Origin of the sequence: Bacteroides salyersiae WAL 10018 = DSM 18765 = JCM 12988, assembly GCF_000381365.1 — a bacterium.
Lineage (GTDB): Bacteria > Bacteroidota > Bacteroidia > Bacteroidales > Bacteroidaceae > Bacteroides > Bacteroides salyersiae.
On record NZ_KB905467.1, the window covers coordinates 437,911 to 463,492 of the forward strand.

The following is a 25,582-nucleotide window of genomic DNA, read 5'->3' on the forward strand; positions in this document are numbered from 1 at the left end:
TTATTTTAATATTTATCCGGAATGACGTACATTTGTCCTCTTAAAGAAATAATGTACCGCATGAAACTATATATCACAATCTTATTGTTCATTTATTGCATGCCGTCTTTTTCGCAGGAGAAGCAGCGACAGGCATCTTTTGTCCCTCCATTCGATTTTCCTCTGACATTGAGTGGAAATTTTGGAGAGATACGGGCCAATCATTTTCATGGTGGACTTGATTTTAAGACCGGTGGTGTTATCGGAAAGCCGGTTCGCGCATTGGCCGACGGGTATATTTCTCGTATTCGCGTCACACACGGTTCGGGCTATGTACTCGATGTGGTTTACAACAATGGATATTCTACAATCAACCGGCATCTCAGCGGGTTTGTAGGGGCGATTGCAAAGCGGGTGGAAGATCTTCAGTACGAAAAGGAAAATTATGAAGTGGAAATAATTCCCGAACCGGGTGAGTATCCGGTAAAAGCCGGTCAGCAGATTGCCCGGAGTGGGAATACCGGTTATTCTTTTGGTCCGCATTTACATTTGGATGTATTTGAGCCCTCTTCTGGTGATTATATTGATCCGATGCCGTTTTTTTTGAAGCATATCAAGGATACTACTGCGCCTAAGGCAGAAGGTATAATGCTGTTTCCCCAACCGGGTAGGGGAGTAGTGGAAGGAATACAGAAGAACCAAACTTTTCCTCTGAATAATAATGGCCGCCCTATCGAAGCATGGGGCGTAATCGGAGCCGGTATCAAAGCGTATGATTATATGGACGGTGTACACAACCGTTATGGTGTGCATACGGTAGTCTTGACCGTAGATGGGCAGGAGGTATTCCGTAGCACGGTAGATCGCTTTTCGCAGGAAGAGAACCGGATGATAAATTCCTGGACTTGCGGGCAATATATGAAGTCTTTTATTGATCCGGGGAATACTCTTCGTATGTTGGAGGCTGCCAATGATAACCGGGGATTGGTTACTATCGATGAGGAAAGAGATTACCGGTTTCTCTACACGTTGACAGATGCGTTTGGCAATACCTCCCATACTCGTTTCACTGTGCGTGGAAAGAAGCAGCCGATTGAACGTTTACAACATCGTGAAAAGTATTTCTTTGCTTGGAATTGTACTAACTTTTTGCAGGAACCGGGTCTGACTCTGATTGTGCCTAAAGGAATGCTTTATGATGATGTGGCCTTGAATTATCAGATGAAAGCGGATAGCGGCGCTGTGGCTTTTACATATCAGTTGAGTGATGAATCTGTTCCGTTGCATGGCAGTTGCGAGTTACGTATCGGGCTGCGTCGTATGCCGTTGGCGGATACAACAAAATATTATGTGGCGCGTGTCACTCCCAAAGGACTTTACGGAGCCGGCGGTACTTACGAAGACGGATTCATGAAAACGACTGTTCGTGAGTTGGCTACTTATACGGTAGCCATTGATACGGTTCCTCCTGTGATCACTCCGGTCAACCCGAAGAATTGGGGGCGTACAGGGAAGATAGTCTATACCATTAAGGATAAAGCAACCGGTATCCGTTCTTATCGTGGAACTATTGATGGGAAATATGCGTTATTTGGAAGACCTAATTTAACCCGTTCCCAGTATATATGTGAACTTGATCCGAAACGCGTGGAAAAAGGAGGGAAGCATGTAGTGGAAATGGTTGCAGTAGATGGTTGTGGCAATGAAACCGTAGTACGTGACACCTTCGTGTGGTAAGGAATACAATCATATTTAAGTATATAGAACAATGAACAAGAAACTGATTCTTTGTGCTGCCTTTCTTGTGGCGGCAGTGGCGGATACTTTCGCCTGTACCAATCTCATTGTCGGAAAGAATGCTTCTGCCGACGGTTCGACCATCGTTTCCTATTCTGCCGATTCATATGGGCTGTTTGGAGAGTTATATCATTATCCGGCCGCTACTTATAAGAAAGGAACCATGCTGGATGTATATGAGTGGGATACCGGAAAATATCTTGGAAAAATAGAACAGGCTCGCCAGACTTACAACGTCATAGGTAATATGAACGAGTATCAGGTAACCATTGGGGAAACTACTTTTGGGGGGCGTCCGGAATTAGCAGATTCTACCGGGATTATCGATTATGGCAGCCTTATATATATCGGTTTGCAACGTTCGCGTACAGCTCGTGAGGCCATTCGGATTATGACTGACCTTGTACAGGAATATGGCTATTATAGCGAAGGAGAGTCTTTTACCATTGCCGATCCCAATGAAATATGGATTATGGAGATGATCGGTAAAGGTCCCGGTATACGTGGTGCCGTATGGGTGGCTGTACGCGTGCCCGATGATTGTATCTCTGCTCATGCCAACCAGGCGCGTATCCAGCAGTTTGATATGAACGATAAGGAGAATTGTCTTTATTCTCCGGACGTGATTTCTTTTGCCCGCGAAAAGGGATATTTTAATGGGGTGAATAAGGACTTCAGCTTTGCCCAAGCATATGCTCCACTTGATTTCGGTGCCCGCCGTTATTGTGAAGCCCGTGTCTGGAGTTATTTCAATATGTTTACCGATCAGGGAGAGGCATACCTTCCTTATATACAGGGAGAAACAGACGAACCGATGCCGTTGTTCGTGAAGCCTAACCGTAAGATTTCCGTACAGGATGTACAGAATGCCATGCGTGATCACTATGAAGGGACTCCCCTCGATATCAGCAATGATTTTGGTGCCGGCCCTTATAAGATCCCATATCGTCTTTCGCCGCTTTCTTTTAAAGTGGGTGATCAGGAATATTTCAATGAGCGCCCTATTTCCACTCAGCAAACCGGTTTTGTTTTTGTTGCGCAAATGCGTGCCAGTATGCCCGATCCGGTGGGTGGTGTACTTTGGTTTGGTACGGACGATGCCAATATGACGGTATTCACCCCGGTATACTGCTGTACGGATAAAGTGCCTGTATGCTATTCCCGTGTAGGTGGAGCCGATTATATCACTTTCTCTTGGGATTCTTCTTTCTGGATTTTCAATTGGGTATCCAATATGGTATATCCGCGTTACGATTTGATGATCGGTGATATCCGTGCTGCACAGCAGGAACTTGAAAGTACTTTCCACGAGGCACAGGCCGGTATTGAAAATATGGCTACGCGCATTTATCAAAAGGATCCGGCCGGAGCCAAGGCTTTTCTCACCAATTATACTAATATGACTGCTCAAAGTACTTTCGATACTTGGAAGCGGTTGGGAGAGTTTATCATAGTGAAATACGCTGACGGTGTGATTCGCAAGATGAAAGATGGTAAGTTCGAACGTAACTCTATCGGTCAGCCTGCCGGTGTGGTTCGTCCGGGTTATCCGAAAGAATTTCTTGAAGAATATGTAAAACAAACAGGCGAACGTTACAAAGTGAAATAATTATTTAATATATGGATATTCTGTGCTGAAAACCGCATGTCGATTGATGTATCGGCCATTATCACATTAACACAATATTCATTTATTTATTAGGAATTCTTATTTAATTCTTTTACATTTGTGACTTATAGAGATTAATGAATCATTAACCAATAAATAACAATCTAAATGGAAAATCAGGAACTCATCAAGCAGGTGACTGAGAAAGCTGAAAAATGGCTTACCCCGGCATATGATGCCGAAACTCAGGCTGAAGTGAAACGTATGTTGGCAAATGAAGATAAAACCGAGTTGATAGAAGCTTTCTATAAAGATTTGGAATTCGGTACAGGCGGTCTGCGCGGTATCATGGGTGTAGGTACCAATCGCATGAATATCTATACGGTAGGGGCTGCCACTCAAGGGCTTTCCAACTATTTGAATGCTAATTTTAAAGATATTCCGCAGATTTCCGTAGTGGTAGGATACGACTGCCGCAACAACAGTGATCTTTTTGCAAAAATTTCCGCAGATATTTTTGCTGCTAACGGTATCAAAGTATATCTGTTCGAAGATATGCGCCCGACTCCTGAAATGTCATTTGCTATCCGTCACCTCGGTTGCCAAAGCGGTATTATTCTGACAGCTTCTCATAATCCGAAAGAATATAACGGTTACAAGGCTTATTGGGATGATGGTGCACAGGTATTGGCACCGCATGATAAAGGAATTATCGATGAAGTGAATAAGATAACTTCTGCTGCCGACATTAAATTCCGGGGTAATTCTGATGCCGGTTTGATTCAGATTGTCGGCGAAGACATTGATAAACCTTATCTGGAAAAGGTTAAAACCATTTCTATCGATCCGGAAGCTATCGCTCACCAGAAAGATATGAAGATTGTTTATACTCCGATTCACGGTACGGGTATGATGCTTATTCCGCGTGCATTGAAGATGTGGGGTTTTGAGAATGTCCATACGGTTCCCGAACAGATGATTAAGGATGGTAACTTCCCGACAGTTGTTTCTCCGAATCCCGAAAATGCCGAGGCATTGACTATGGCTGTCAATCTGGCTAAGGAAATCGATGCCGACCTGGTAATGGCGAGTGATCCTGATGCCGACCGTGTGGGTATTGCCTGTAAGGATGATAAGGGCGAATGGGTACTTATCAATGGTAACCAGACTTGCTTGATGTATCTTTATTATATCATTACCCAGTATAAGAAATTGGGCAAGATGACAGGGAAGGAATTTGTAGTGAAAACAATTGTTACTACCGAACTTATCAAGAAAATAGCTGAGAAGAACGGCATTGAAATGCTCGATTGCTATACCGGTTTTAAATGGATTGCACGCGAGATTCGTTTGCGTGAAGGTAAGCAGGTTTACATCGGCGGTGGTGAAGAAAGCTATGGTTTCCTTGCCGAAGATTTTGTACGTGATAAAGATGCCGTATCTGCTTGTTGCTTGATTTCCGAAATTGCTGCATGGGCGAAAGACAATGGCAAAACATTGTATCAATTGCTGCTGGATATCTATGTGGAATATGGTTTCTCTAAAGAAAAAGGTATTAGCGTAGTAAAACCCGGTAAGAGCGGTGCGGAAGAAATCAAGCAGATGATGGTTGATTTCCGTAATAATCCTCCGCGCGAACTGGCAGGTTCTAAAGTAATCCTTTGGAAAGACTTCCAGACTTTGAAACAGATTGACGAAGACGGTCGTGTAACCAAAATCGATATGCCGGATAAGTCGAACGTACTTCAATATTTCACTCAGGATGGCGGCAAGGTTTCTATCCGTCCTTCGGGAACAGAGCCTAAGATTAAGTTCTATATCGAAGTGAAAGGAGAGATGGGCTGTCGTAATTGTTTTGCCGGTGCTGATGCAAGTGCCGATGAAAAGATCAAGGCTGTGATGAAATCACTCGGTATCTGAGTACTTCCCTTGCGGGCAGATACTCCAGATAATGGAAAATGATAGATAAAAAGGGGCTATTACCGGATTATGCGGTGATAGCCTCTCTTTTTTGTATTCTTTTTGTTTCTTTAGTCTATCGGGCTTAATCATTCTGTGTTAAACGTTGTTCTATGTGCAACATCTAAACCAATTAATATATGAAAGATCTGATAGCCGGCATCAAATACGATGCCTCGAAAGTGATTAGTCGGGCCATTGGGCCGAGTAAAGAATTTTGCATGGGATATATGAATCCGGGTATGCCGGATGGCGGAGGGTATATATCGACTATGAAACTTTCCGTTGGAACGGTCGATATCAAAGGACTTGATGTCGTGACCGAAAGTATTCTTGCCTATGACCGTTGCGGAAGGAGCGATGCTTATTTCGGACAGGTTAATATGCTGAATACCTCTTCTGCATTTTGCGGACTGAATGGGGCGATATGGGGATTGGATCTTGCCGTACACGAAGATATTGTTTCTGGAAAGGCAGTTCCTATGTACATGCAACCGCAAGTTTCCGGAAAAGAGATCCCCGTGTATAATGTTCGTCCTCTGCTGGATGCTACCGAACGTCTTTTTGGAAAGGAGAAACAACAGCGTTTTCCACCTATGCCGGGAGCACATATTGTTTGTGCCGGACAGGATGTCAGTGCGCGCGGACCATTGTGGGTGTGGGCCTGTATCGGAGTGGCTGTTCCTAAGAACAGGGATGTGGCTGCCTGCTTGTTTGTAGAAGATGCCGATACTTATGGCAATGATTCTACCACAGAGAGTGAAATGATCGGTTATCTTGAGGGCACGCTCCGTAAAGTGACCAATAGCATTGCGCTTTACGGGAAAGATCAGGAAGTGGAATACGAATGTATTTATGCCGGATATAAATATGTATTTGTTGAGTCCGATCAGGTTGGTTGTGCATTGGTGACTGTTCCTGCCGTTTATTTGGCGCAGAATGTTTTGCCCGAGGGTATGGATGCGTTTTCCTTGCACGGACTGCCGCTTGTTGAATGGGAGAAGAAATTGGATTTGAAAGAACTCACTTTCATGGAATAGCTCACGGGGTTTGTTTAAAAAGCAGGTCACGAAGATACATGGGTTTATTGATACTTTTGGAGGATGAATGCTGTTTTCATTCCATTCATAAGTTGTTCGTTTGTAGTTTATATGTACTTCGTGGCCTGTGTTTTTGTCATTTTCCGTTTTCTATCCACCAGTCTATCATTTTTCTTGCCAGACTTAGTTTTCTTGGCAATTCGGGTAAGTTGTCCCGGGTATAAAAGGCTCCGGAACTCAGCTCCTCATCCTGCAACGTGAGTTCTCCACCTGCATAGTCAGCGATAAATCCTACCATCAGTCCACTGGGATATGGCCAAGGCTGATTGGCAAAATAAGTGATATTCTTTACGTCCAGTCCGGTTTCTTCTTTCACCTCGCGCGCAACGCATTCTTCCAAAGTTTCTCCGGTTTCCAGAAAACCGGCCACAAGGCTGTTGAATGTACCTTTGAAATTGCGTGCATGTACCAGCAATAATTTATCTTCTTTACGGATCAGAACTAATATTGCCGTAGAAATAGAGGGATACATCTCGTTTCCGCATTTGGGGCATTTTTTCATGATAGGTGCTTTTTGCTCCATTGCTGTGCCGCATGCGGGGCAGAAACGACTATTGCGATCCCAGTGTAGTATTTCGGCTGCTTTTCCGGCAGTCTGATATTGCTTCAGTGGAATGAAATCGTAAGATGCACGTAGTCCGGTCATCATATACTTATCCGATTCTTCTACCGGATAATCAATGGCAATCGCTTTACAGGGATGCCCATCCAACATACATATTTCATGTATGTTGGTCTCCGGAGAGATATGGATCGGAGGTTGCCCGGCACAGGGGATTGAAAATCCGTTATCTGTTTTTTTAAGTAATAACTGGTCTTTATAGAAAATGATCCACCAGGTAGTTGTTAGTTTACTCATCTTTTTAATAACTTTTTTAATTCTTCTTCATTGAACCATTGTTGTTGTGACGGACGTCCCGTACCTCGGACGGCAGAAGTCTCTTGTGTTGCAGGGATTCCCACTTGACGGGTATGTACAATTTGGCAGGAGATATCCATCGTGTCCAACGGATCTCTCCTGCGAGGTTTGAAACTTGAATATTCTTTTGGAAATTCAACGCCTAATTCATCCAATAAAACTTTTAGTTGACGGCGCGGTCCTTTCGCTTTCGGGTTATCTTTCATTTGATACATCAGCTTGCGATGTTGGTCAAACGGCTCCTGGTATTCCCGCAGCATTTCCCGGTTGACGAAAGTAATGTAAGTGACCGTACCGTTTCCTGCGTATTCTATGATACTCAGCCCTTGGTTGTGTGCCAGATATTTTGTATGCCTGTGCGTACACATTGCCGTGTCGTGTATCAGTTTGGAATAAAAGAAAAGTATAAAATCGTGTTCGTCCTTGAAAGGAATGCCTTTGGGAGTCATATACCGGCTTTTGATACGTTTCATGTAATGCGGTGTCACCCGGCTGCATCTGAAACGGTCGATGAGATAGATACCTTTTTCACCATATTCGTTGGTATAGAAGGTATAGAAAGCTTCGATAAACATTTTATTGTTTAAAACGACGAGCATAATGTTCCATTCGATTCCGGTATGCGGAGAGGTGACACGTACGTGACTCTCCACCGGAAACGTCAGTGAACATCTCAATCGGGTACCGCTTCTCGCCATTAATTCCCGGTATTCTTCGGACAAGAAAGTCCATTCTTTACTTAGTTCTGCTTCTATCTGTATAGGTAGGAGGTTGTTGCTGTATTCTTTCATGAAAAAATCATTATGTTCGCTTGCGGCGTTATCTCTTAGAAGAGGATGATAAATTTCAGACAAAGGTATGAAAATTTTCAATACCTATTTCATTCACGAAATATTTGTCGTGAGAAACCACAACTACCGTGCCTGTATAATTTTTGATTGTCGCCGTGATGATTTCGATGCTTTGAATATCCAGATTATTCGTAGGCTCATCCAGAATGAACATGTCCGGAGTATTGTCACTGATCATCAGACAGCAAAAAGCAAGTCTCATCTTTTCACCGCCACTTAATTTCCGGCAAGATTTGTCCCATACGGTTGCCGGAAACAGGTAGCGGTTGAGTATGGTTTTTATTTCATGTTCAGGTAGATTACGACTATTAAAGGTTTCCGCCTGTTCGAGGACACTCTTGTCATTTTTAATAATGGAATATTCCTGATTGAGGTAAACGTATTTGAAGTCTATACGGGAAAGGCTCCCTTGTGTGGGGACAATCTCTCCGGTAATGAGTTTCAATAAAGTTGTTTTTCCCGATCCATTTACTCCTTTGATACAGAGACGGTCACCGCTTTTTAGCTGAAAACTCAAGGATTCTTTCCATAATGCGTCATTATTGTTATAACTGAAATTGATATCCTTGGCCGTAATCAATATCTTACCGGTATGTAGCGAAGAAGCATTGAAATCAGTTTTTAGCGCTGCCGTACCGGTAAGGGTATTTCTGAGTCGGTTCATTTCATTTGTCAGTTGCTCTGATTTTTCGGCATGTATGTTATTTAGTTTGGTTGTACTTTTTTCTGCTTTATCTTTTAGGGTATTCATTGCTATGCGAGGAATCCTTTTTTTTATATTCGCTTTTTCTCCACGTACGTTTTGTTTATTTTTTCGTTCTGCCATTTCTCTGGCTGTTTTCTTAGCCAGACGTAATTCTTTCTCTTTTTCTTCGAGTTGCTGCTGTAAAGCATTCATCATGATACCTTTCTGTTCTTTGTAGAATTCATAATTTCCTCCATATACGTTTATGCCGCTCCGGGTAAGTTCGCAGGTAGTATTCAGTAAGTTGAGCAGTGTCCGGTCGTGGCTGACGATAATCAAAGTAGAAGAGGTCCTTTTCACAAATTCATAGAGTTGTTTTCTGCCTTCTGTATCCAGGTGGTTGGTCGGTTCATCCAACAGGATGACAGAAGGGGCATGTATTTCCATACCTGCCAGAAACACCCGTGTTTTTTCTCCGCCGCTCAGTTCGCACATCGATTGTGACGTTGATTTATCATGTATTCCCCAAGAAACTAATGCAGTTTGTACCCGCTCTTCAATATTCCAGTCATCATTCAGAATATGAAAGTTTTCTACGGAAGCATCACCGTTCAGGATAGCATGTAGTGCTCTAATTTTCGTATCTATCTGCAATGCTTCTGCAATAGTCTGATTATCGTACTGTCCGAAGTGTTGAGGGATGTAATATAAATCATCCGGACGAATGATTGTACCCGATGAAGGGGGAAGCCATCCCGCAATAATCTGTAAGAGAGTTGATTTCCCTGATCCGTTATTACCGATTAATGCTACTTTTTGTCCTTTATTTACAGATAGATCGAGGTCTTTGAATAGAATATCTTTATCTGCGTGTATGTATGTGATTTTTTGAATGGATATACTCATGCTGATTATGGTTTTGAAAGTTTAAAGACTGGGATTGGTCATCACGAAAAAGTAGGGAGGAGAGAGATAAACACAATAGTGGCCAAACATACACGTTTGTGATGCTCAGTGTCGATAGAAAAATAGCATGTAAAAAGTGATGTTTACCGAAATGTGTTGTCTTACTTGGATATTCTCATCGGAGTAGTTTAATTAATTCCGGGGGCAAAGGTAAGATAAAAAATGAAACTCCCAACACTATATTAGTATCAATATTTAATTTCCTACTAATTTCACGGACAATTTTAAGGTCGACTCATATTAAATATAGTCGCTAAGGCGTGAAAGACTCATTCTGATTAGTTTGGAAAAAGATTTTTGATTGAAATCCATTTCAAACATGTGGAGCTTAAGAACATCTACCCTTGGAGGATAGGAAAACTTTTAAAACAGATCGATGGTTTATATAGTGAGAAAATCGCACGTCTGATTTTAACATTGTTAATCCTGTTTTCGGCATATGGTTTCTTCCGTTGCAAAACATTAATTTCTTTACCTGTAAAGAAGCGTATTCTTACCAACAAGAATACGTATTTAACACAGTATTAAAAGCGTATTCTTACAGGCTAAGAATATCAGTTTAATTGTTTATTAAATAAGTGATTAATTCTTTGATATACAGTGGTTAACGCCATTTGTATTTGTCTCCCGGTATGGAATATCCCCTATTGGTTCGAAAAATGACTCTTTCCTGTACTTGTCAAATTAGCAACTTCAGTTGTGTCAAATTGCTTTTTATCATTACTTATAAAAGTTTCTCATATGCCATGCGGCTTCCTCTTTGATATAATATTTCACCACAATAACTGAATCCTAACTTTTCTAACATTCTGTGCATATAGAAATTATCAAAATTGGTATCTACTTTGAAACTATGAATGCCTTGACTGCGGCTTAGCTCTTCTACTTTCTGCATAAATAGAGAGGCGATTCCTTTTTGTTTCATTTCATTGGCAACGGCCAGCCGATGAACAACTACATAAGGTTGTTCGCTTAACCAGCTACCGTCAATGGAATTATAGGCAGGTTCCCCGTCAAAGACTACTGCGGCATAAGCTATGATATCGGCTTCACTGCACAATACATAGGCATAACCGTTACGAATGTCATTAGCTATATTTTCCGGTAAAGGATATGTTTCGTCCCATTGCTGTTTGTTTTGCCGAAGCATTTGTGCTTTGGCTTGCAAGATGATTTCCCATATTCTGGCAGCATCTTCGGTGGTTGCTTTTCGAAATGTCAGTTGCATATTGTTTTATAAATAACGTCTTACTGTGATAATTCTTTGAAATGAAAAAGTCTTGTTGCAAAAATAGAAAAAAGAAAGGAATCTTACCCTATAATAGTAAAAATAGCACCTGCACTTGCCGATAATTTAAGCAGGCAGGCACAGGTGTTGTTTGAGGAATTTAAAAAAAAAGTTTTTAAGTTTCCTGTTTAATCGAATGTGAATAATTGATTCAGGACTTCGCTCATACTCGGATGCGTGAAAATAAAATCACGCAGGAAGCTGTAATGTTGTCCGGACTTCATGGCTACATTGACGATATTGATCATTTCCGATGCATCTGCACAGAATAAAGTACATCCCATGATTTTTCCGGTGTGCGCATCGACGATTGCCTTCAGCATGCCATCTACCTTTTGTAATGTGCGGGCACGCGCTACGGCTGTTGCCGGTAAACGGGATACTTTGAATGAATAACCTTTTTTTATGGCTTCCTCTTCCGTGAGACCGACGTGTGCCAAAGGAGGATCTATGAATACAGAGTAAGCAAGCGGGTTGCGATCTTCCGTTGTCCGTTCTTTGTCACCGAATAGCTTGTTACGAATAATCCGGTAATCGTCCAAAGAGACATAAGTAAATTGCGGACCTCCTTTCACATCTCCCATCGCCCATATATGCGGAGTGGTAGTATGCAGATGTACATCTGTGATGATTGCACCTTGTGAATCGACTTGTACGCCTGCTGCTTGAAGATTTAATCCGTCGATCATCGGTTTACGTCCTGTTGCCAATAGGATGGCATCTCCATCTATAAAATAAGGAGTACCGTCCGAAGCGTCCGTATAGGCCAGCGTAACGCCGTTGGCCGTATCATGAATTGATTGTGCGCGGGCATTCAAACGGATTTCGATACCTTTTCTTTCCAGAACCTCCCGTACACTGTTGGCAATATCCCGGTCTTCACGCGGCATGAAGAATCTGCCCCCTTCCAGGATGGTTACTTTACTTCCGAATTCGGCATACATAGATGCGAATTCAAGTCCGATATATCCACCGCCTACAATAATGAGGTGTTGGGGAAGTAGTTCCATATCCAGTAAGGTTGAACTGGTATACACCCGCTTGCTATCACGGATACCGTCGATGGCGGGGATAATACTCGTAGAACCGGTATTGATGAAAATTTCTTTTCCTTGCAATTCTATTTCTTCATCGGGGAGTGTTACTTTTACTGTGTCAGGACATATAAAGGAAGCAGTTCCGGTATAGATCGTTACGTTCGGACGGTTGGCCAGGTCATCGAAATTCTTGTCACGCAGGAATGAGGTTAATTTGTCTTTACGGGCAATGGCTAATTTATAAAAGTTACTTTGCTTTTTGTAATCCCCCTGATACATAATTCCGGATATTTCTGCTTCATGTATCAAAGCCTTGGTTGGTATACAAGCTACATTTATACACGTACCGCCATACATTTTGTCAGAGCGTTCTATCAGGGCTATTTTCCAGCCACGATTGGCCAGTTCGGCAGCTAATGTCTTTCCACCTTTGCCGAAACCTATAATAATTGCATCATATTGTTTCATAATTCTTGTCTTTTTAAGAGGTTATTATTTAGAACATAACATTTGGAAGATGACATTTGTTTCGATTGTTGAATGAGAACGGTGAGTGTGATTGAAGCCAGTTCGATGAATAAAAGGTATTTTTAACCATAATAAATTAAATTCATTAAATAACTGTGTATCAATAAGAATTGTTTGTGTAAGCATTTAAGATGTGAAGTAACGGTGAAACGCAGATGTGAAATGATAATTGTATGGTTAAAATGATATACAACGTTTGTGGATTGTAATATCTTGGTTTATAGCATGTTATATAAAAGAATTTTTTCTCGTAGAGGAGTTGGTTGAAACTCGTAGAGAAACCACTCGTTCCTCGTAGAGAAACGAAACGTTTCTTTACGAGAAAACGATGGGGGTTTTATAAAAAGTTACAATATGTGTGGGTTCGACGTAAAAGAGAAGCCTTTTATTGTATGATTTGTTGAATATCTATAAATTGTTTCCGGCTTCTTTATCTGTGTAATTTCTATTCTACTATTTTTCTTGTTTTTCAGCTTCATTACGGAATTGAACGGTACTTTGTCCGGTCATATTCTTAAAAAAACGACTGAATGAAGACTGATCTTCAAAACCTAACAGATCGGCTATTTCTTTGGAACTCTTTGTGCTGTACAATAAGAGACGTTTAGCCTCAGCCTCTATCCGTTCATGAATGATACGGAGTGGGGAGGGGAGTTTGCAAGTTGAAAAAATATTCGATAGTGTTTTCGGGGATTTATGCAGCATATCCGCGTAATCCTGCACTTGTTTCTTTTCCCGATAATGGGTATCTACCAAAATAAAGAACTGGCGGATAATTTCGAAACTATACTCTTTTTCTTGAGTAATATTCAATCGATGGCGTGCAATGCGTGTACTTTGAATAATGAAACGCTTCAATTGTATACGAAGCATTTCCTCCTGCAAATTGTCTGTGACGGAAAACTCTTTACAGAGGGTGTCGGCAATGTCATTCAGGGTTTTCTGTTCCGCTTCGTTCAATGTGAAACGTATCACATGCGAAGAACCGTTGAATAAGAATCCACTACAGGATACTTCGTGGTCATTGCCATAAATACAGTAAAAGTTGCTGTTGAACAACAAAGTCAGATAGTCTCCGTCAATAGATTTAAATTCCAGATGCTGCAAGTTGGAAAGGGAGATTATCTCATTTTTTGCAAGCATTATTTCCTGGTGGTCTATTTCCAGCGTTATACTTCCGCTTCTTACCCAGATAAATTTGTAAAGGCTCTTTTCTTTTTGCAGAGTTTTGTCTGCGTGATAAGAATCGGTAAGAACGAGCTTACCTTTTAATTTGGTATTGAATTGTTGAGTCATCATACTTTCATTGCTGAGGCGTCAAATGAAAGAGGCAACAGTACGCCGATACTTTTTACCTCATAAATGGCTTTTTTCCCATAGAGAAGAATGCGAATGGGCCGTTGGTAACGTTTTTCAGTTTCCAGTATCACCTGTCGGCACGCCCCGCATGGTGGGATCGGGAGATCGATAAAATCTTTTTCCGTTCGGGCGGCAATGGCAAGCGTAGTTACCGGCTGATCCGGATATTGTGAGTTGGCATAGAACAAAGTAGTACGTTCGGCGCACAACCCCGATGGATAAGCGGCGTTTTCCTGATTGGTTCCGGTCACTACAGTGCCATTGGCAAGAAGGGCGGCGGCACCTACGGAAAACTTGGAATAAGGAGCATAGCTACGGCCGGTTGCTTCCATGGCAGCCGTCATCAGAGCCTGATCCGTTTTAGTAAGTTCATCAAACTCATATACTTTGATAGTACTGGTAATCGTCAGGTCTTTCATCTTTATCAAGGGTTTTTGTTCTACAATTAATGTTACAAAGTTAGGAAAGAGATTGATAATCCCAATTATTTTTATGATTTTTGTGGCATTTAACTCACATTATCTATTTATAAAATGGACAAAAGACTTCTCAGACTTATTGTAGTGACTATTGTGCTTGTTTGCTCTGTGGGTGCACAGGCTCAACGCCGGAACTCACGTTATGTGACTTATATCGATAAATACAAGGATCTTGCCATAGAGCAGATGAAAGAACACAAAATTCCTGCCAGCATCACGTTGGCACAAGGGTTGCTCGAGAGCGGTGCGGGAATGAGTGAGTTGGCACGTAAGAGTAACAATCATTTTGGTATCAAGTGTGGGGGAAGTTGGAAAGGCCGTACGGTGCGACACGACGATGATGCCCGTCAGGAATGTTTTCGCGCTTACAAAAATCCGAGGGATTCTTATGAAGATCATTCTACGTTTCTTACCCGGGGGGCTCGTTATGCCTTTCTTTTTAAACTCGACATAACCGATTATAAAGGGTGGGCACGCGGATTGAAGAAAGCCGGTTATGCCACAGATCCTTCCTATGCTAATCGTTTGATTACGATTATCGAAGATTATGATTTGTATAAATATGATGCTCAGGGAGTCTACTCAAAACGGAAATTAAGAAAGCACCCGTGGTTGCTGAATCCGCATCCGGTATACATCGCCAATGATATTGCTTATGTGGTTGCCCGTAGCGGCGATACTTTTAAAGAACTGGGTGATGAGTTCGGGATCAGTTGGAAGAAACTGGTAAAATACAATGATCTGCAGCGCGATTATACGCTGACACAGGGGGATATTATCTATTTGAAGGCGAAAAAGAAAAAGGCTCCGAAGCAGTATAATGTATATATAGTGAAGGATGGAGACTCGATGCATACCATTTCGCAGAAATACGGTATTCGTTTGAAGAATCTTTATAAAATGAACCGGAAAGACGGTGATTATATTCCGGAAGTTGGTGACCGTTTAAGGTTGAGATAGTCGGTTATTTATGCCTTATGATTCTCTAAATTCGTACAGGGTGTTCGAAAACGAACACCCTGTCTTTTTCTTTTTTATCTTGTTTTCAGATGATTATGAATTTGGCACGGATTTGGTATCCCTGATAGCGAATGATGACTGATGATTTATAAGCCATCATTCATAAATCATAATTCCTAAATAAATATAAGATGGACAGAGAAATTCCCAAAGAGATACGCAAGAAAGAGCGTAATAAAAAGATTATCCGTTTTTCAGCTATTGCTGTCACGATTGTTGTGGTTATCAGTATTCTGATTTCCCTGATGCGTACGGGAGTGAAGAAAAAAGACATTATACTCTCTGCCGTTGATCAAGGAACGATTGAAGTCAGTGTCAGTGCATCGGGGAAGGTGGCACCTGCTTTCGAAGAGATTATCACGTCTCCCATCAATAGCCGTATTGTTGAAGTCTATCGTCGTGGTGGTGACAGTGTGGATGTGGGAACACCGATTTTGAAGCTCGATTTGCAAAGTACGGAAACGGAGTATAAAAAACTGCTCGATGAAGAAGAGATGAGACGTTATAAATTGGAGCAGCTTCGTGTCAATAACCAGACGAAACTTTCTGATATGGCTATGCAGATTAAAGTGTCTGCCATGAAGTTGAACCGGATGAAGGTAGAGCTTCGCAACGAACATTATCTGGATAGCCTGGGTGCCGGTACTACCGATAAAGTACGTCAGGCTGAACTGAGTTATAATGTAGCCCAACTCGAATATGAACAGCTCAAACAACAGTATGATAATGAAAAGGAAGTTGCTGCCGCCGAGCTGAAAGTGCAGGAACTCGATTTCAACATTTTCCGGAAGAATCTTGCCGAGATGAAACGTACATTGGATGATGCGCAGATTCGTTCACCGCGTAAGGCCATTCTCACTTATATTAATAATCAAGTGGGTGCTCAGGTTCCTCAAGGTGGTCAGGTAGCTATTATTTCCGATTTAAGTCATTTCAAGGTAGAGGGTGAAATAGCGGATACTTATGGTGACCGTGTGGCTGCCGGTGGAAAAGCGATCGTGAAAATCGGTACGGAAAAGCTGGAAGGAGTGGTCAGCAGTGTGACTCCCTTGTCTAAAAACGGGGTAATCTCTTTCTCTGTACAATTGATGGATGACAATAACCGCCGTTTGCGTTCGGGACTGAAGACGGATGTATATGTGATGAATGCTGTGAAAGAAGACGTGATGCGTATTGCCAATGCCTCTTACTATGTGGGACGTGGTGAATATGATTTGTTCGTAATGACATCGGATGATGAAATTGTGAAACGTAAAGTGCAGTTGGGTGATTCGAATTTTGAATTTGTAGAGGTGGTGAGCGGATTGCAGCCGGGCGATCGGGTGGTAGTGAGCGATATGAGCCAGTATAAGAATAAAACGAAACTGAAGCTAAAATAGAGGATATTTCTTGCCAAAATGAAAGTGCCTTTTATATGGAGTGGGGATAATAAATAAGAGATCAAAAGAATTTGAATAATTATAAAGCTCCCTTCAAATCGGAAATAAAGGACATTAAAACGCTTCTTTATCAAAAAAATATGAGGATATAATTTTGATGTAAAAAAATAGGATATTTGGCGGTAGTTCCAATGGAGTTACCGCTATTTTTGTGTATAGCTCTAAAATATTTATTAAAAAGTTACTCAATTGATAAACTTCTTCTGTCTTTGCTGTATGAACAGAAAGATAATAGCATACAAAAACTACTATAAAGATTTTTTTTGATATTCTGGATAAAGATATGCAAGAAAAAGTCCTATATGGATTACTCTTATTAAAAACTCAAGATAGACTACCGGCAAAGTACGTGAAGTTTTTCAAAGATGGTTTATATGAGTTAAGGATAGAGTGATAAGATAATATCCATCGGATTTTTTTCTGTTATGATGAGGAACATATTGTTGTATTGTTCAATGGTTTTCAAAAAGAGGCGCAGAAAACACCAGATAGAGAAATTGATAAAGCATTAAAACTAAAGAAAGAATATAATGAGCGAAAAAGAACTAAAGATGTTTGATGTCGATGTACAGTTGGATACTGTGTTTGGCAAAGAAGGGACTCCGGAGCGTAAGGCTGCCGAAGATAGGGCGAATGCTTTCTCTACCGGATAGATAATTGAAGAGGCAAGGAAGAAAGCAAACATGACACAGGCAGAATTTGCCGAAAAGATAGGAACTAATAAATCTTATATTTCTCGTGTGGAAACGGGAAAGACAGAACCTAAGGTTTCTACCTTTTATCGTATTGCTTCCACTTTGGGATTGAATGTTGAGTTGACTCCTGCCATGTGGTTTCTGTTACGTAACAGGTTTGATTTTTTATTTTCTTATAATAACGATTAGAGACATAATATTTTATTAAGGATGTAACAGTTGAACTGTATTTTTTCTAATGGACTGTGGAATTATTCCACAAATATGTGGACTGAATCTACAGCCCTTTTTTCATTTCTTAGTTTTCCTTGAATAATTAATGTTTTTATTTACTGACGTTTAGAATTAATTTGTTTCTTCAACGCCTTTAAGGTACAATTATTGAGGTATACAAGCGCAAATAGGTGTTTGTAGATTTAAAATAATTAACCAATGAGAAACTTTAAAGTAGTATTGTTTGTACTGAGTTGCCTGTGTGGTATACATGTTCAGGCACAACAATTGGAAATAAAAGGTGTGGTGACATCATCAGACGACAAACAGCCACTTATCGGGGCTACCGTTTCTGTAAAAGGAGCACCGAGTCGGGGAGTAGTGACGGATATGGATGGTCGCTATACCTTACATGTGGAGCCATCGGATAAAATTCTGGTTGTATCCTATGTCGGTATGAAAACGATAGAGGTAAGAGTGCCGAAAAGTGGAGTATTGAATGTGGAGTTACGTCCCGAATCACTGAGTTTGGACGAGGTGGTGGTAACAGGATATGGTAATTTCTCAAAGTCGTCTTTTACCGGTTCGGCCAATACTTTACGGGCCGATATGCTGAAAAACGTGCCGGTACTTTCTGTTGAACAGAAATTGCAGGGAATGACAACGGGAGTGAACATCACTTCCAGTTCCGGCCAGCCGGGCGCCAATCAGAGTATTCGTATCCGTGGTATGGGGTCGTTCAATGCATCTAACGAACCTCTGTTCGTCATTGATGGCGTACCGGTCACTTCCGGTAATATGGGTGCCGGTACGGGTGCTGATGCTGCTTATATGAATAATGCCAAAACCAATGTGATGAGCACGCTTAATCCTGCTGATATTGAAAATATCACAGTGATAAAAGATGCCGCCGCCGCTTCTCTTTATGGATCGCGTGCTGCGAATGGAGTGATCCTGATTACTACAAAGAAAGGAGCGGCAGGACGTACTAAAGTTACTTTGAGTGCCAGTGGAGGTTTCTCTAATGCCGCCGTCAACTTCCGTCCTACATTGAATGGGGAACAGCGTCGTGAGATGATTTACGAAGGTTTGTATAATTCTGCTGTAGATCAGGGATTAGAATCTCCCGAAGAGTATGCCAACGCCAACATCGATACGTATGCAGGAATACCGGAATTAGGATATACTGATTGGCGGAAAGAATTGATTCGTACCGCCCATAATCAGAATTACGAAGTTTCTGCTTCGGGAGGAAATGAACGTACTACTTTCTACGCTTCTCTTGGTTTCAACCGACAGGAAGGATTAGTGGAGAATTCCAGCTTGGATCGCTATTCCGCCCGTCTGAACATGACGCAGAAGATAGGTAGCCGGGCCGAAGTAGGAGGGAATATGATGTTCACCCAGATGAATCAGGAGATGAATGAAGAGCGCGGTTCCAACATCAATCCGTTTCTTTGTGTAGCGGTATCTGCCACGCCTTCCATGCCGGTACGCGATGCTTCTGGCAATTATGTAGGCTCTTATGCCGGCACCAATGTGAATCCGCTTCGCGACATCCGTACTGATTATAACCGAAGCCGTATAACACGTATGTTCTCTACCGGATACGCTTCTGTAGATATCATTAAAGGATTGAAGTTGAAAGAGACCCTGAGCTATGATTATGCCGTACAGAAAGATTCCCGTTACCTGAATCCTCTTAGTGGGGCAGGACCGAAGAGCGGAAGTGATGCCCAGACTTCGAAGGGGTTTACCGAATATGGTAAGCTATTGTCGTCTACTTCATTAAACTATACCCGTACATTTGCCGCCAAACATCATCTTGATGTACTGGCTGCTTATGAACTGGAAAGCTATCAGAGCGATAAAGCGATGGGAGAGAAGTCCAAACTACCCTCAGATGTATTGCTCGAACCGGATAATGCTGCCGTATTGAAAAGTTTTGTTTCTTCTACGCAGGCATACAGAATGATTTCTTACCTCTCCCGCTTGAATTATGATTATGATGACCGTTACTACATTGCCGGCAGTTACCGTCGCGATGGTAGTTCACGTCTGGCACCGGAAAGCCGTTGGGGAGATTTCTGGTCTGTCTCCGGTATGTGGCATCTGAGCAATGAGTCTTTTATGAACGCTGTGAAACCGGTATTGAATGATGTGAAAATCCGGGCTTCCTATGGTGTCAATGGTAATCAGCCGGGAGCTTTTTACGGATATATGGGATTGTACAGTTACGGACAGAATTATATGGGAGCCGCAGGCTCGTATGAATCTGCACAAGCCAATCCCGGTTTGAAGTGGGAAAAGAATTACAATCTCAATATCGGTCTTGATCTGGCTTTTATCAATCGTATTTTTGTGAGCCTCGAATACTATAACCGCGATACCAAAGACCTGCTTTACAATCGTCCTATCAGTGCTACCACCGGTTTCCTGAATTATCTGGCAAATATCGGTCAGCTCAACAACAAAGGAGTGGAATTCGAGTTACGTACCATCAACTTTGCCAGTCCGGACTTTAACTGGACATCGGTCTTGAACCTGACGCACAACCGTAATAAGATCGTGACACTGGATGGAGATATGACACAGTCTATCGAGGGTTCCTGGTTTATCCATAAGATCGGTCTTCCTTATAATAGTTTCTATGTGAAAGAGTTTGCCGGAGTAGATCCGATGACCGGAAAAGCCCTTTATTATCTGAATACGCAAGATGAACAGGGTAATTATAATAAAGAAAAGACCGATGATGCTTCCAAGGCGCAAGCCATCCCGTATAAATCTGCCGATCCGAAGATTTCGGGAGGATTCACCAATATCATCTCTTACAAATGGTTTGATCTGGGACTTACCTTTACCTATTCATTGGGCGGTTATTCTTTCGATAAAACAGGTACACTGATAGAGACTGATGGCAGTCAAGAGAAGTCATACAATTTGCCCGTATATGCTTTAGACCGTTGGCAGAAACCGGGAGATATAACTGATGTGCCCCGTTTCGTGTTGGAGCAAAGCGCCGGTCCGCAAAACTCGTCCCGCTATATTCACAGTACTGACCATATCCGGCTTAAGAATCTGACAATCGGTTTCACGTTGCCGGGACAATGGACGCGGAAAGCTCTGATAGAAAATGCACGTATCTACTTCTCCGGCAGTAACCTGCTGACGTGGGCCAAGTGGAAGCAGTATGATCCTGAAGTACCGGTTAACGGTGAGGTATTCTGTGAAGCTCCCGCTATGCGTACTTTTAATTTTGGTGTTGAGATAACTTTCTGATTTTTTCAATTCTTATTAATTTTCAGATATATGAAACGTATATTTATATATATATTCGCGGCCACATCCTTTTTTTATTCTTCCTGTTCCGGCGATTGGCTGAATTTGAATCCGTCTACTTCCGTTACCTCCGAACAAGCCATCCGTACGCTTGAAGAGGCACAGATTGCTTTGAACGGCATTTATCGTATTGCAGCTTCGCACAGCTATTATGGCGATAACTATCTCTATTATGCCGATTGCCGGGGCGAAGATGTCCAGGCGCGTATCAGTAAAGGGCCCGGCAAACGTGTGTCGCCTTATTATGAATTTAATGTAACGGCAGATGATGCCTTGAATATTACACGTGTATGGAATCAGCCTTATATCGTGATTCATCAGGCAAACAGTCTTTTGGAGAGAATAGAATCCGGTGCGGTAGCCACGGATAATGTTACTGAACTCAATTGTATCAAAGCCGAGGCGTTGGCTTTGCGCGGATTGGCTCTTTTTGATCTTACCCGTCTGTTTGCTATGCCTTATACATTGAACAACGGTGCGTCTTTAGGAGTGCCTATCGAGACTGAAACTACGCTGCCTACCCATCAGCCTTCCCGTAATACGGTGGCCGAATGTTACCGGCAGGTGATTGACGATATGACCGGTGCTTTGGATCTTTCCGCATTGTCTACCGGCAAAAAAGATGGTTATCTTAATGTGTGGAGTGTCAAGGCATTACTTTCACGTGTTTACCTTTACATGAATAATAATGAAAAGGCGCTCGAACTGGCCAAAGAAGTAATGAATAACGGAGGATTGTACAACCTGTTCACACACGATGAATATCCCACCGTATGGGGAAAAGATTTTAATTCGGAATCTCTCTTTGAGTTTTACTATACTCTTTCGGAACCTGATGGCGGTACCGGAGGTGAAGGGGCTCCGATGGTTTATGCCGATAATGTGAAAGACTGGAATAATCTGGTGCTTACCAAGGCTTTTCTCGATTTGCTGGGAGAAGACCCCGATGATGTGCGGCATGCACTGAACTGCCTGCCGCAAAAGCCGGATGAAGATATATTGCCCGAAGGCTCTACCGGTTATCCTAAGTATCTGAACAAATATCCGGGTAAAACGGGCGATAATCCGCAAGACAACGATATTTGCATCATTCGCCTTTCCGAAGTCTATCTGAATGCTGCTGAAGCAGCGTTTAAGTTAGGGGGAGCAGAAAACCTGAAATTTTCTTTGGATTGTCTCAATGCGATAGTAAGTCGTGCCAATCCCGTGAAGTCGGTAAAAGAATCGGAATTAAGTCTGGAGCGTATTCTGAAAGAACGTAGAAAAGAACTGGTAGGAGAGGGACACGCTTTTTTTGATGCCATGAGAAACGGATTATCCGTGAATCGTACAGGCGGTTGGCATTTGGCTTCCGTAGCTGATGCGGCGGTTATTACTCCGTCTGATCCGAGGGTAGCATTACCTATTCCGCAGACGGAGATAGATGCGAATCCGAATATGGAGCAGAATCCTCGTTAGTCTGTTCTGCTTATAAAGTAACAAAGGCCTGTACTTTCTATATGGTAAGTACAGGCCTTTGCCGGTTATACTGCTTGGGGTTAAGGTACCAGTATTTTTCGGATACTTATCGTATTTTTGGTAGCTATTCTCACGATGTAGTTTCCCGAGGGTAGATCGAAAGAGGTTTCCGTACCGGATGTTTCATGTTTGCGGATCATTGTTCCGGCATAGGTGTATACTTCAATATAACTGTTCCCGGAGATTCCTTCTACATAGACTGTATGGGCCGATACATAAGCGGTGATTTCATCTACCGGTTTGTTTCCGATGCCGGTTCCGCTTCCTTTCAGCCAGCGTGGATCACCGATAACGCCTCCGGTGGTGCTTGCACCGGCTAAAGGGGAATTACTGTCGATACTGAAATCTCCGTTGTCCACGTCAGGAAAATCGATTGTAGTCAGTCCGGAGAGGATTCCTTCTCCTAAAGTTAGGTCATTGACGGTTTTACTCCCTATGTTGTCACAAAGATAGCTTTCGAAGCCGGCAATGAGATTTTTCTCGGCGAGCAGGACACCTTTACTTGTAGTGTTGAGTACGGATGGCGTAAAATCAGCTCCCGGATAAGCACCGTTTATCAGATTGTTTCGGAATGTATAAGTACCGTTGAATGCTGTTTCCTCTATCTTGCATAAACTGAATGTGTTGGTGCTGCTTTTACCGCCTTTGGACCATCTGCTTACGGTATTGTTTTCAAAGGTAAAGGTGAAATCGAGCGCTTCGCCGTAGTTACGCGTCCAAAACAGATGTTCTTGCGGATAGTTGTAAAAGGTGGAATGAGTGATCACTACTTTTTGTGTGGCTCCGCCATTGTTGTAGATGTAACTATAACCTGTTGCCTGGTCGGGGTGCACAATGCAGTTGTCTATTATCAATTCTCCGTTTACGCCTTTACCGCTTATCGTCATCAGTCCGCGTTTGGAGGTTTCGATACGGCAGTTTTTGAATTGCAACGACCGGAGGTATGCACCTTCACTCAGACTGATAAAGTAGTTCACGTTGGCCGGCTCGATTGTCAATCCGTCAAAGACCAGACTACCGTCCTTTTCGCTTTTTCCGGAGATCTCATTGTTGAATTTCAATACCGGTGCAGCCCCTTCTGCCGCTTTCAGGGTGATGGCGCGCCCTCCGGGGATACCGATTGCTTCGGTATATTCTCCGTTGGCGAGCAATAATACGCTTCCGTCAGCTGCTGCATCGAAAACGATTTTTAAGGTAGAGGGAGTTACGTTGATGAGCCCCGGGGTATCGCCACCGTCATCGCCTTCTTGGTTTTGTTTTTCTGTAATGTCTGCAACAAGGCTGTTGAGATATACTTCAAGATTGGTGTAACCTTCTTTGCTAAGCGTGGATGTTTTTCCGTCAGAGGAGTCATTGGGATTCAGCCCGTTGGCAGTTTCCCATACATCGGGCATACCGTCTCCGTCCGTATCCTTGAGTTGGTCGGCAGTCACGCCGCCATCACTTAATTCAGGCCAAGGGCTGGAAGCTCCGGCGGGCATTACGTCGGTAGGCCGGTCGATGAGCCCCGGTTTCTTGGAGGCATCCGATGAAACACTTCCCTTGTAAGTGGCCGTACCTGTTTCTGTCTCTTTAACGATACGTTCGTCAATGATGTCTCTCTCTTTCGAACATCCGGCATAAAGCAAGACTTGCTTGAAAGCCTGTTCTGCGGTATGGGTGGTCACAAATTCGGTTTCGAGCGGCGCACTCAGTTTCATCTCTGCCTTTACCTGATCGTTGAATGTATTGTCACACTCTTTGTTGTTGATCTGTTCGTAGATGCCTTTTGTCCAGTTGTCGGCGGTGACATTGGCGTTTCCCTCTATCACATTTCCATCTACATAGAATTGTCCCCATACGTGTTCCATCGGTTTCCATGCGTTGGGAGTACCGTCGGAATTGGTACAATAAGCGGTTGTTCTGACACCGATTTTGGCAATGCGGTAACGTACGGCGCTATTGGGAGTAGCCGGTCCCGGCTTATAGTAATTGTTCACGATATTTACTTTCATGCCTTCGCCACCATAACATCCGTTGCCGGCCCAGTTATAGAATACATTATTGCGCAGATCCATATATTCACGTTCCTGTGTTCCGGGACGCGGGCCGAGACGGGGGACACGACTTTCATGGTGGGCCATCAGATTATGATGGTAGGAAGCATGGGCGCCTCCCCAGTTACCGCCATAACCATGTACTCCTTTGCTGTGTCCTGAACTGCGTAAACTTTCGGATACGATACACCATTGCACAGTGGTGTTTTCCGAGCCGTATACGGATAAGCATTCGTCCACCGACCAACTGATGGAGCAGTGGTCTACAATGATGTTCTTTCGGTCCATACCACCGAGTCCGTCGGGCTCTCCGCCGTTGGCTATGCTTTCAGTACCTACGCGGAAACGCAGATAGCGGAGGATAACATCGTTGGCTGAGATAATGACGGGATAGTCGGCAATGCAAATACCTTGTCCCGGAGCAGTTTGTCCCGCAATGGTGATGTAGTCATTGGAGATTTTCAAATCGCTTTTCAGATAGATCGTTCCTGCCACATCGAAAACAATGATGCGTGCTCCCTTTTGCTTGACAGCATGGCGGAGGGTTCCTTTGGCCTCACTGTCTTCAAGGGTTGTCACGTGGTAAACGTTGCCGCCCCGGCCACCGGTTGTATATCGGCCGTGTCCTTCGGCACCCGGGAAAGCCGGAAGCAATTGTGCTGCTACAGATGCCGGCAGGCATAATAGCAACATGAGAAGATAGATGGTTTTACTGGTTTTCATTGAGTATCTATTATAAATTAGAGTTCTGTTTAACCTCCACTCG

Annotated in this window: 16 protein-coding genes and 2 pseudogenes; 10 read left to right on the top strand and 8 right to left on the bottom strand. The window is 42.8% G+C overall.

The features are described from left to right. The first annotated feature begins 60 nt into the window (after positions 1–60). From HMPREF1532_RS13140 to HMPREF1532_RS13155, 4 genes are all read left to right on the top strand, one after another. Positions 61–1,716, top strand: coding sequence for a M23 family metallopeptidase (locus HMPREF1532_RS13140; protein WP_044097536.1), 1,656 nt, complete (start codon positions 61–63; stop codon positions 1,714–1,716). 31 nt (positions 1,717–1,747) lie between these two features. Next, positions 1,748–3,385, top strand: coding sequence for a C69 family dipeptidase (locus tag HMPREF1532_RS13145; RefSeq protein WP_005930332.1), 1,638 nt, complete (start codon positions 1,748–1,750; stop codon positions 3,383–3,385). 168 nt (positions 3,386–3,553) lie between these two features. Beyond that, positions 3,554–5,305 carry a phospho-sugar mutase gene (locus tag HMPREF1532_RS13150; RefSeq protein ID WP_005930333.1) on the top strand — a complete coding sequence of 584 codons (1,752 nt, stop codon included), beginning with the start codon at positions 3,554–3,556 and terminating at the stop codon, positions 5,303–5,305. Between the two features lie 179 nt (positions 5,306–5,484). After that, the gene (locus tag HMPREF1532_RS13155; RefSeq protein ID WP_005930334.1) at positions 5,485–6,384 is read left to right on the top strand and encodes a histidine decarboxylase, pyruvoyl type; all 900 of its coding nucleotides are present in this window, start codon (positions 5,485–5,487) and stop codon (positions 6,382–6,384) included. Positions 6,385–6,520: 136 nt separating this feature from the next. Here the strand turns inward: HMPREF1532_RS13155 and nudC are convergent, their stop codons facing one another. The 7 genes from nudC to HMPREF1532_RS13195 all read right to left on the bottom strand — a co-directional run bounded on the left by nudC (position 6,521) and on the right by HMPREF1532_RS13195 (position 14,496). After that, the gene (gene nudC / locus HMPREF1532_RS13160) at positions 6,521–7,303 is read right to left on the bottom strand and encodes an NAD(+) diphosphatase (protein ID WP_005930335.1); all 783 of its coding nucleotides are present in this window, start codon (positions 7,301–7,303) and stop codon (positions 6,521–6,523) included. After that, positions 7,300–8,154: a hypothetical protein gene (locus HMPREF1532_RS13165; RefSeq protein ID WP_224206275.1), complete on the bottom strand. Its 855-nt coding sequence runs from the start codon at positions 8,152–8,154 to the stop codon at positions 7,300–7,302. The genes nudC and HMPREF1532_RS13165 overlap by 4 nt, the downstream gene beginning before the upstream one ends. A gap of 55 nt (positions 8,155–8,209) precedes the next feature. Continuing rightward, positions 8,210–9,805, bottom strand: a complete 1,596-nt coding sequence (gene abc-f, locus HMPREF1532_RS13170; RefSeq protein WP_005930338.1) for a ribosomal protection-like ABC-F family protein — start codon at positions 9,803–9,805, stop codon at positions 8,210–8,212. Positions 9,806–10,589: 784 nt separating this feature from the next. Continuing rightward, positions 10,590–11,093 (bottom strand): GNAT family N-acetyltransferase, encoded by a 504-nt coding sequence (locus HMPREF1532_RS13180; RefSeq protein ID WP_005930340.1) that lies wholly within the window; start codon positions 11,091–11,093, stop codon positions 10,590–10,592. Positions 11,094–11,281: 188 nt separating this feature from the next. After that, positions 11,282–12,658: an FAD-dependent oxidoreductase gene (locus tag HMPREF1532_RS13185; protein WP_005930341.1), complete on the bottom strand. Its 1,377-nt coding sequence runs from the start codon at positions 12,656–12,658 to the stop codon at positions 11,282–11,284. Positions 12,659–13,171: 513 nt separating this feature from the next. Then, complete coding sequence (locus HMPREF1532_RS13190) at positions 13,172–14,014, bottom strand: helix-turn-helix domain-containing protein (RefSeq protein ID WP_025819079.1); 843 nt, start codon at positions 14,012–14,014, stop codon at positions 13,172–13,174. Beyond that, positions 14,014–14,496, bottom strand: coding sequence for a cytidine deaminase (locus tag HMPREF1532_RS13195; protein WP_005930345.1), 483 nt, complete (start codon positions 14,494–14,496; stop codon positions 14,014–14,016). Before HMPREF1532_RS13195 ends, HMPREF1532_RS13190 begins: the two co-directional genes overlap by 1 nt. A gap of 114 nt (positions 14,497–14,610) precedes the next feature. On the opposite strand from HMPREF1532_RS13195, the gene HMPREF1532_RS13200 reads away from it, so the two are divergent. The 6 genes and pseudogenes from HMPREF1532_RS13200 to HMPREF1532_RS13225 all read left to right on the top strand — a co-directional run bounded on the left by HMPREF1532_RS13200 (position 14,611) and on the right by HMPREF1532_RS13225 (position 22,720). Further along, positions 14,611–15,516 carry a glucosaminidase domain-containing protein gene (locus tag HMPREF1532_RS13200; RefSeq protein WP_005930347.1) on the top strand — a complete coding sequence of 302 codons (906 nt, stop codon included), beginning with the start codon at positions 14,611–14,613 and terminating at the stop codon, positions 15,514–15,516. 191 nt (positions 15,517–15,707) lie between these two features. Further along, positions 15,708–16,955 (top strand): efflux RND transporter periplasmic adaptor subunit, encoded by a 1,248-nt coding sequence (locus HMPREF1532_RS13205; protein ID WP_005930349.1) that lies wholly within the window; start codon positions 15,708–15,710, stop codon positions 16,953–16,955. 276 nt (positions 16,956–17,231) lie between these two features. Beyond that, positions 17,232–17,574: pseudogene (locus tag HMPREF1532_RS13210) on the top strand (type II toxin-antitoxin system RelE/ParE family toxin). Beyond that, a pseudogene (locus HMPREF1532_RS21630) lies at positions 17,546–17,899 on the top strand (helix-turn-helix domain-containing protein). The pseudogenes HMPREF1532_RS13210 and HMPREF1532_RS21630 overlap by 29 nt, the downstream one beginning before the upstream one ends. Before the next feature lie 243 nt (positions 17,900–18,142). Next, the gene (locus HMPREF1532_RS13220) at positions 18,143–21,202 is read left to right on the top strand and encodes a SusC/RagA family TonB-linked outer membrane protein (protein WP_005930354.1); all 3,060 of its coding nucleotides are present in this window, start codon (positions 18,143–18,145) and stop codon (positions 21,200–21,202) included. Between the two features lie 30 nt (positions 21,203–21,232). Continuing rightward, positions 21,233–22,720 carry a RagB/SusD family nutrient uptake outer membrane protein gene (locus HMPREF1532_RS13225; RefSeq protein ID WP_005930356.1) on the top strand — a complete coding sequence of 496 codons (1,488 nt, stop codon included), beginning with the start codon at positions 21,233–21,235 and terminating at the stop codon, positions 22,718–22,720. 80 nt (positions 22,721–22,800) lie between these two features. Here the strand turns inward: HMPREF1532_RS13225 and HMPREF1532_RS21965 are convergent, their stop codons facing one another. Next, a complete protein-coding gene (locus HMPREF1532_RS21965) occupies positions 22,801–25,509 on the bottom strand; it encodes a DUF4957 domain-containing protein (protein ID WP_005930358.1) in 2,709 nt (902 codons plus the stop codon). Positions 25,510–25,582: the final 73 nt, after the last annotated feature.

Bases quoted from the DNA above. Each gene is read 5' to 3' on its own strand.
- HMPREF1532_RS13140 (WP_044097536.1), top strand. From the start codon at position 61: ATGAAACTATATATCACAATCTTATTGTTCATTTATTGCATGCCGTCT.
- HMPREF1532_RS13145 (WP_005930332.1), top strand. From the start codon at position 1,748: ATGAACAAGAAACTGATTCTTTGTGCTGCCTTTCTTGTGGCGGCAGTG.
- HMPREF1532_RS13150 (WP_005930333.1), top strand. From the start codon at position 3,554: ATGGAAAATCAGGAACTCATCAAGCAGGTGACTGAGAAAGCTGAAAAA.
- HMPREF1532_RS13155 (WP_005930334.1), top strand. From the start codon at position 5,485: ATGAAAGATCTGATAGCCGGCATCAAATACGATGCCTCGAAAGTGATT.
- nudC (WP_005930335.1), bottom strand. From the start codon at position 7,303: ATGAGTAAACTAACAACTACCTGGTGGATCATTTTCTATAAAGACCAG.
- HMPREF1532_RS13165 (WP_224206275.1), bottom strand. From the start codon at position 8,154: ATGAAAGAATACAGCAACAACCTCCTACCTATACAGATAGAAGCAGAA.
- abc-f (WP_005930338.1), bottom strand. From the start codon at position 9,805: ATGAGTATATCCATTCAAAAAATCACATACATACACGCAGATAAAGAT.
- HMPREF1532_RS13180 (WP_005930340.1), bottom strand. From the start codon at position 11,093: ATGCAACTGACATTTCGAAAAGCAACCACCGAAGATGCTGCCAGAATA.
- HMPREF1532_RS13185 (WP_005930341.1), bottom strand. From the start codon at position 12,658: ATGAAACAATATGATGCAATTATTATAGGTTTCGGCAAAGGTGGAAAG.
- HMPREF1532_RS13190 (WP_025819079.1), bottom strand. From the start codon at position 14,014: ATGACTCAACAATTCAATACCAAATTAAAAGGTAAGCTCGTTCTTACC.
- HMPREF1532_RS13195 (WP_005930345.1), bottom strand. From the start codon at position 14,496: ATGAAAGACCTGACGATTACCAGTACTATCAAAGTATATGAGTTTGAT.
- HMPREF1532_RS13200 (WP_005930347.1), top strand. From the start codon at position 14,611: ATGGACAAAAGACTTCTCAGACTTATTGTAGTGACTATTGTGCTTGTT.
- HMPREF1532_RS13205 (WP_005930349.1), top strand. From the start codon at position 15,708: ATGGACAGAGAAATTCCCAAAGAGATACGCAAGAAAGAGCGTAATAAA.
- HMPREF1532_RS13220 (WP_005930354.1), top strand. From the start codon at position 18,143: ATGAGAAACTTTAAAGTAGTATTGTTTGTACTGAGTTGCCTGTGTGGT.
- HMPREF1532_RS13225 (WP_005930356.1), top strand. From the start codon at position 21,233: ATGAAACGTATATTTATATATATATTCGCGGCCACATCCTTTTTTTAT.
- HMPREF1532_RS21965 (WP_005930358.1), bottom strand. From the start codon at position 25,509: ATGTTGCTATTATGCCTGCCGGCATCTGTAGCAGCACAATTGCTTCCG.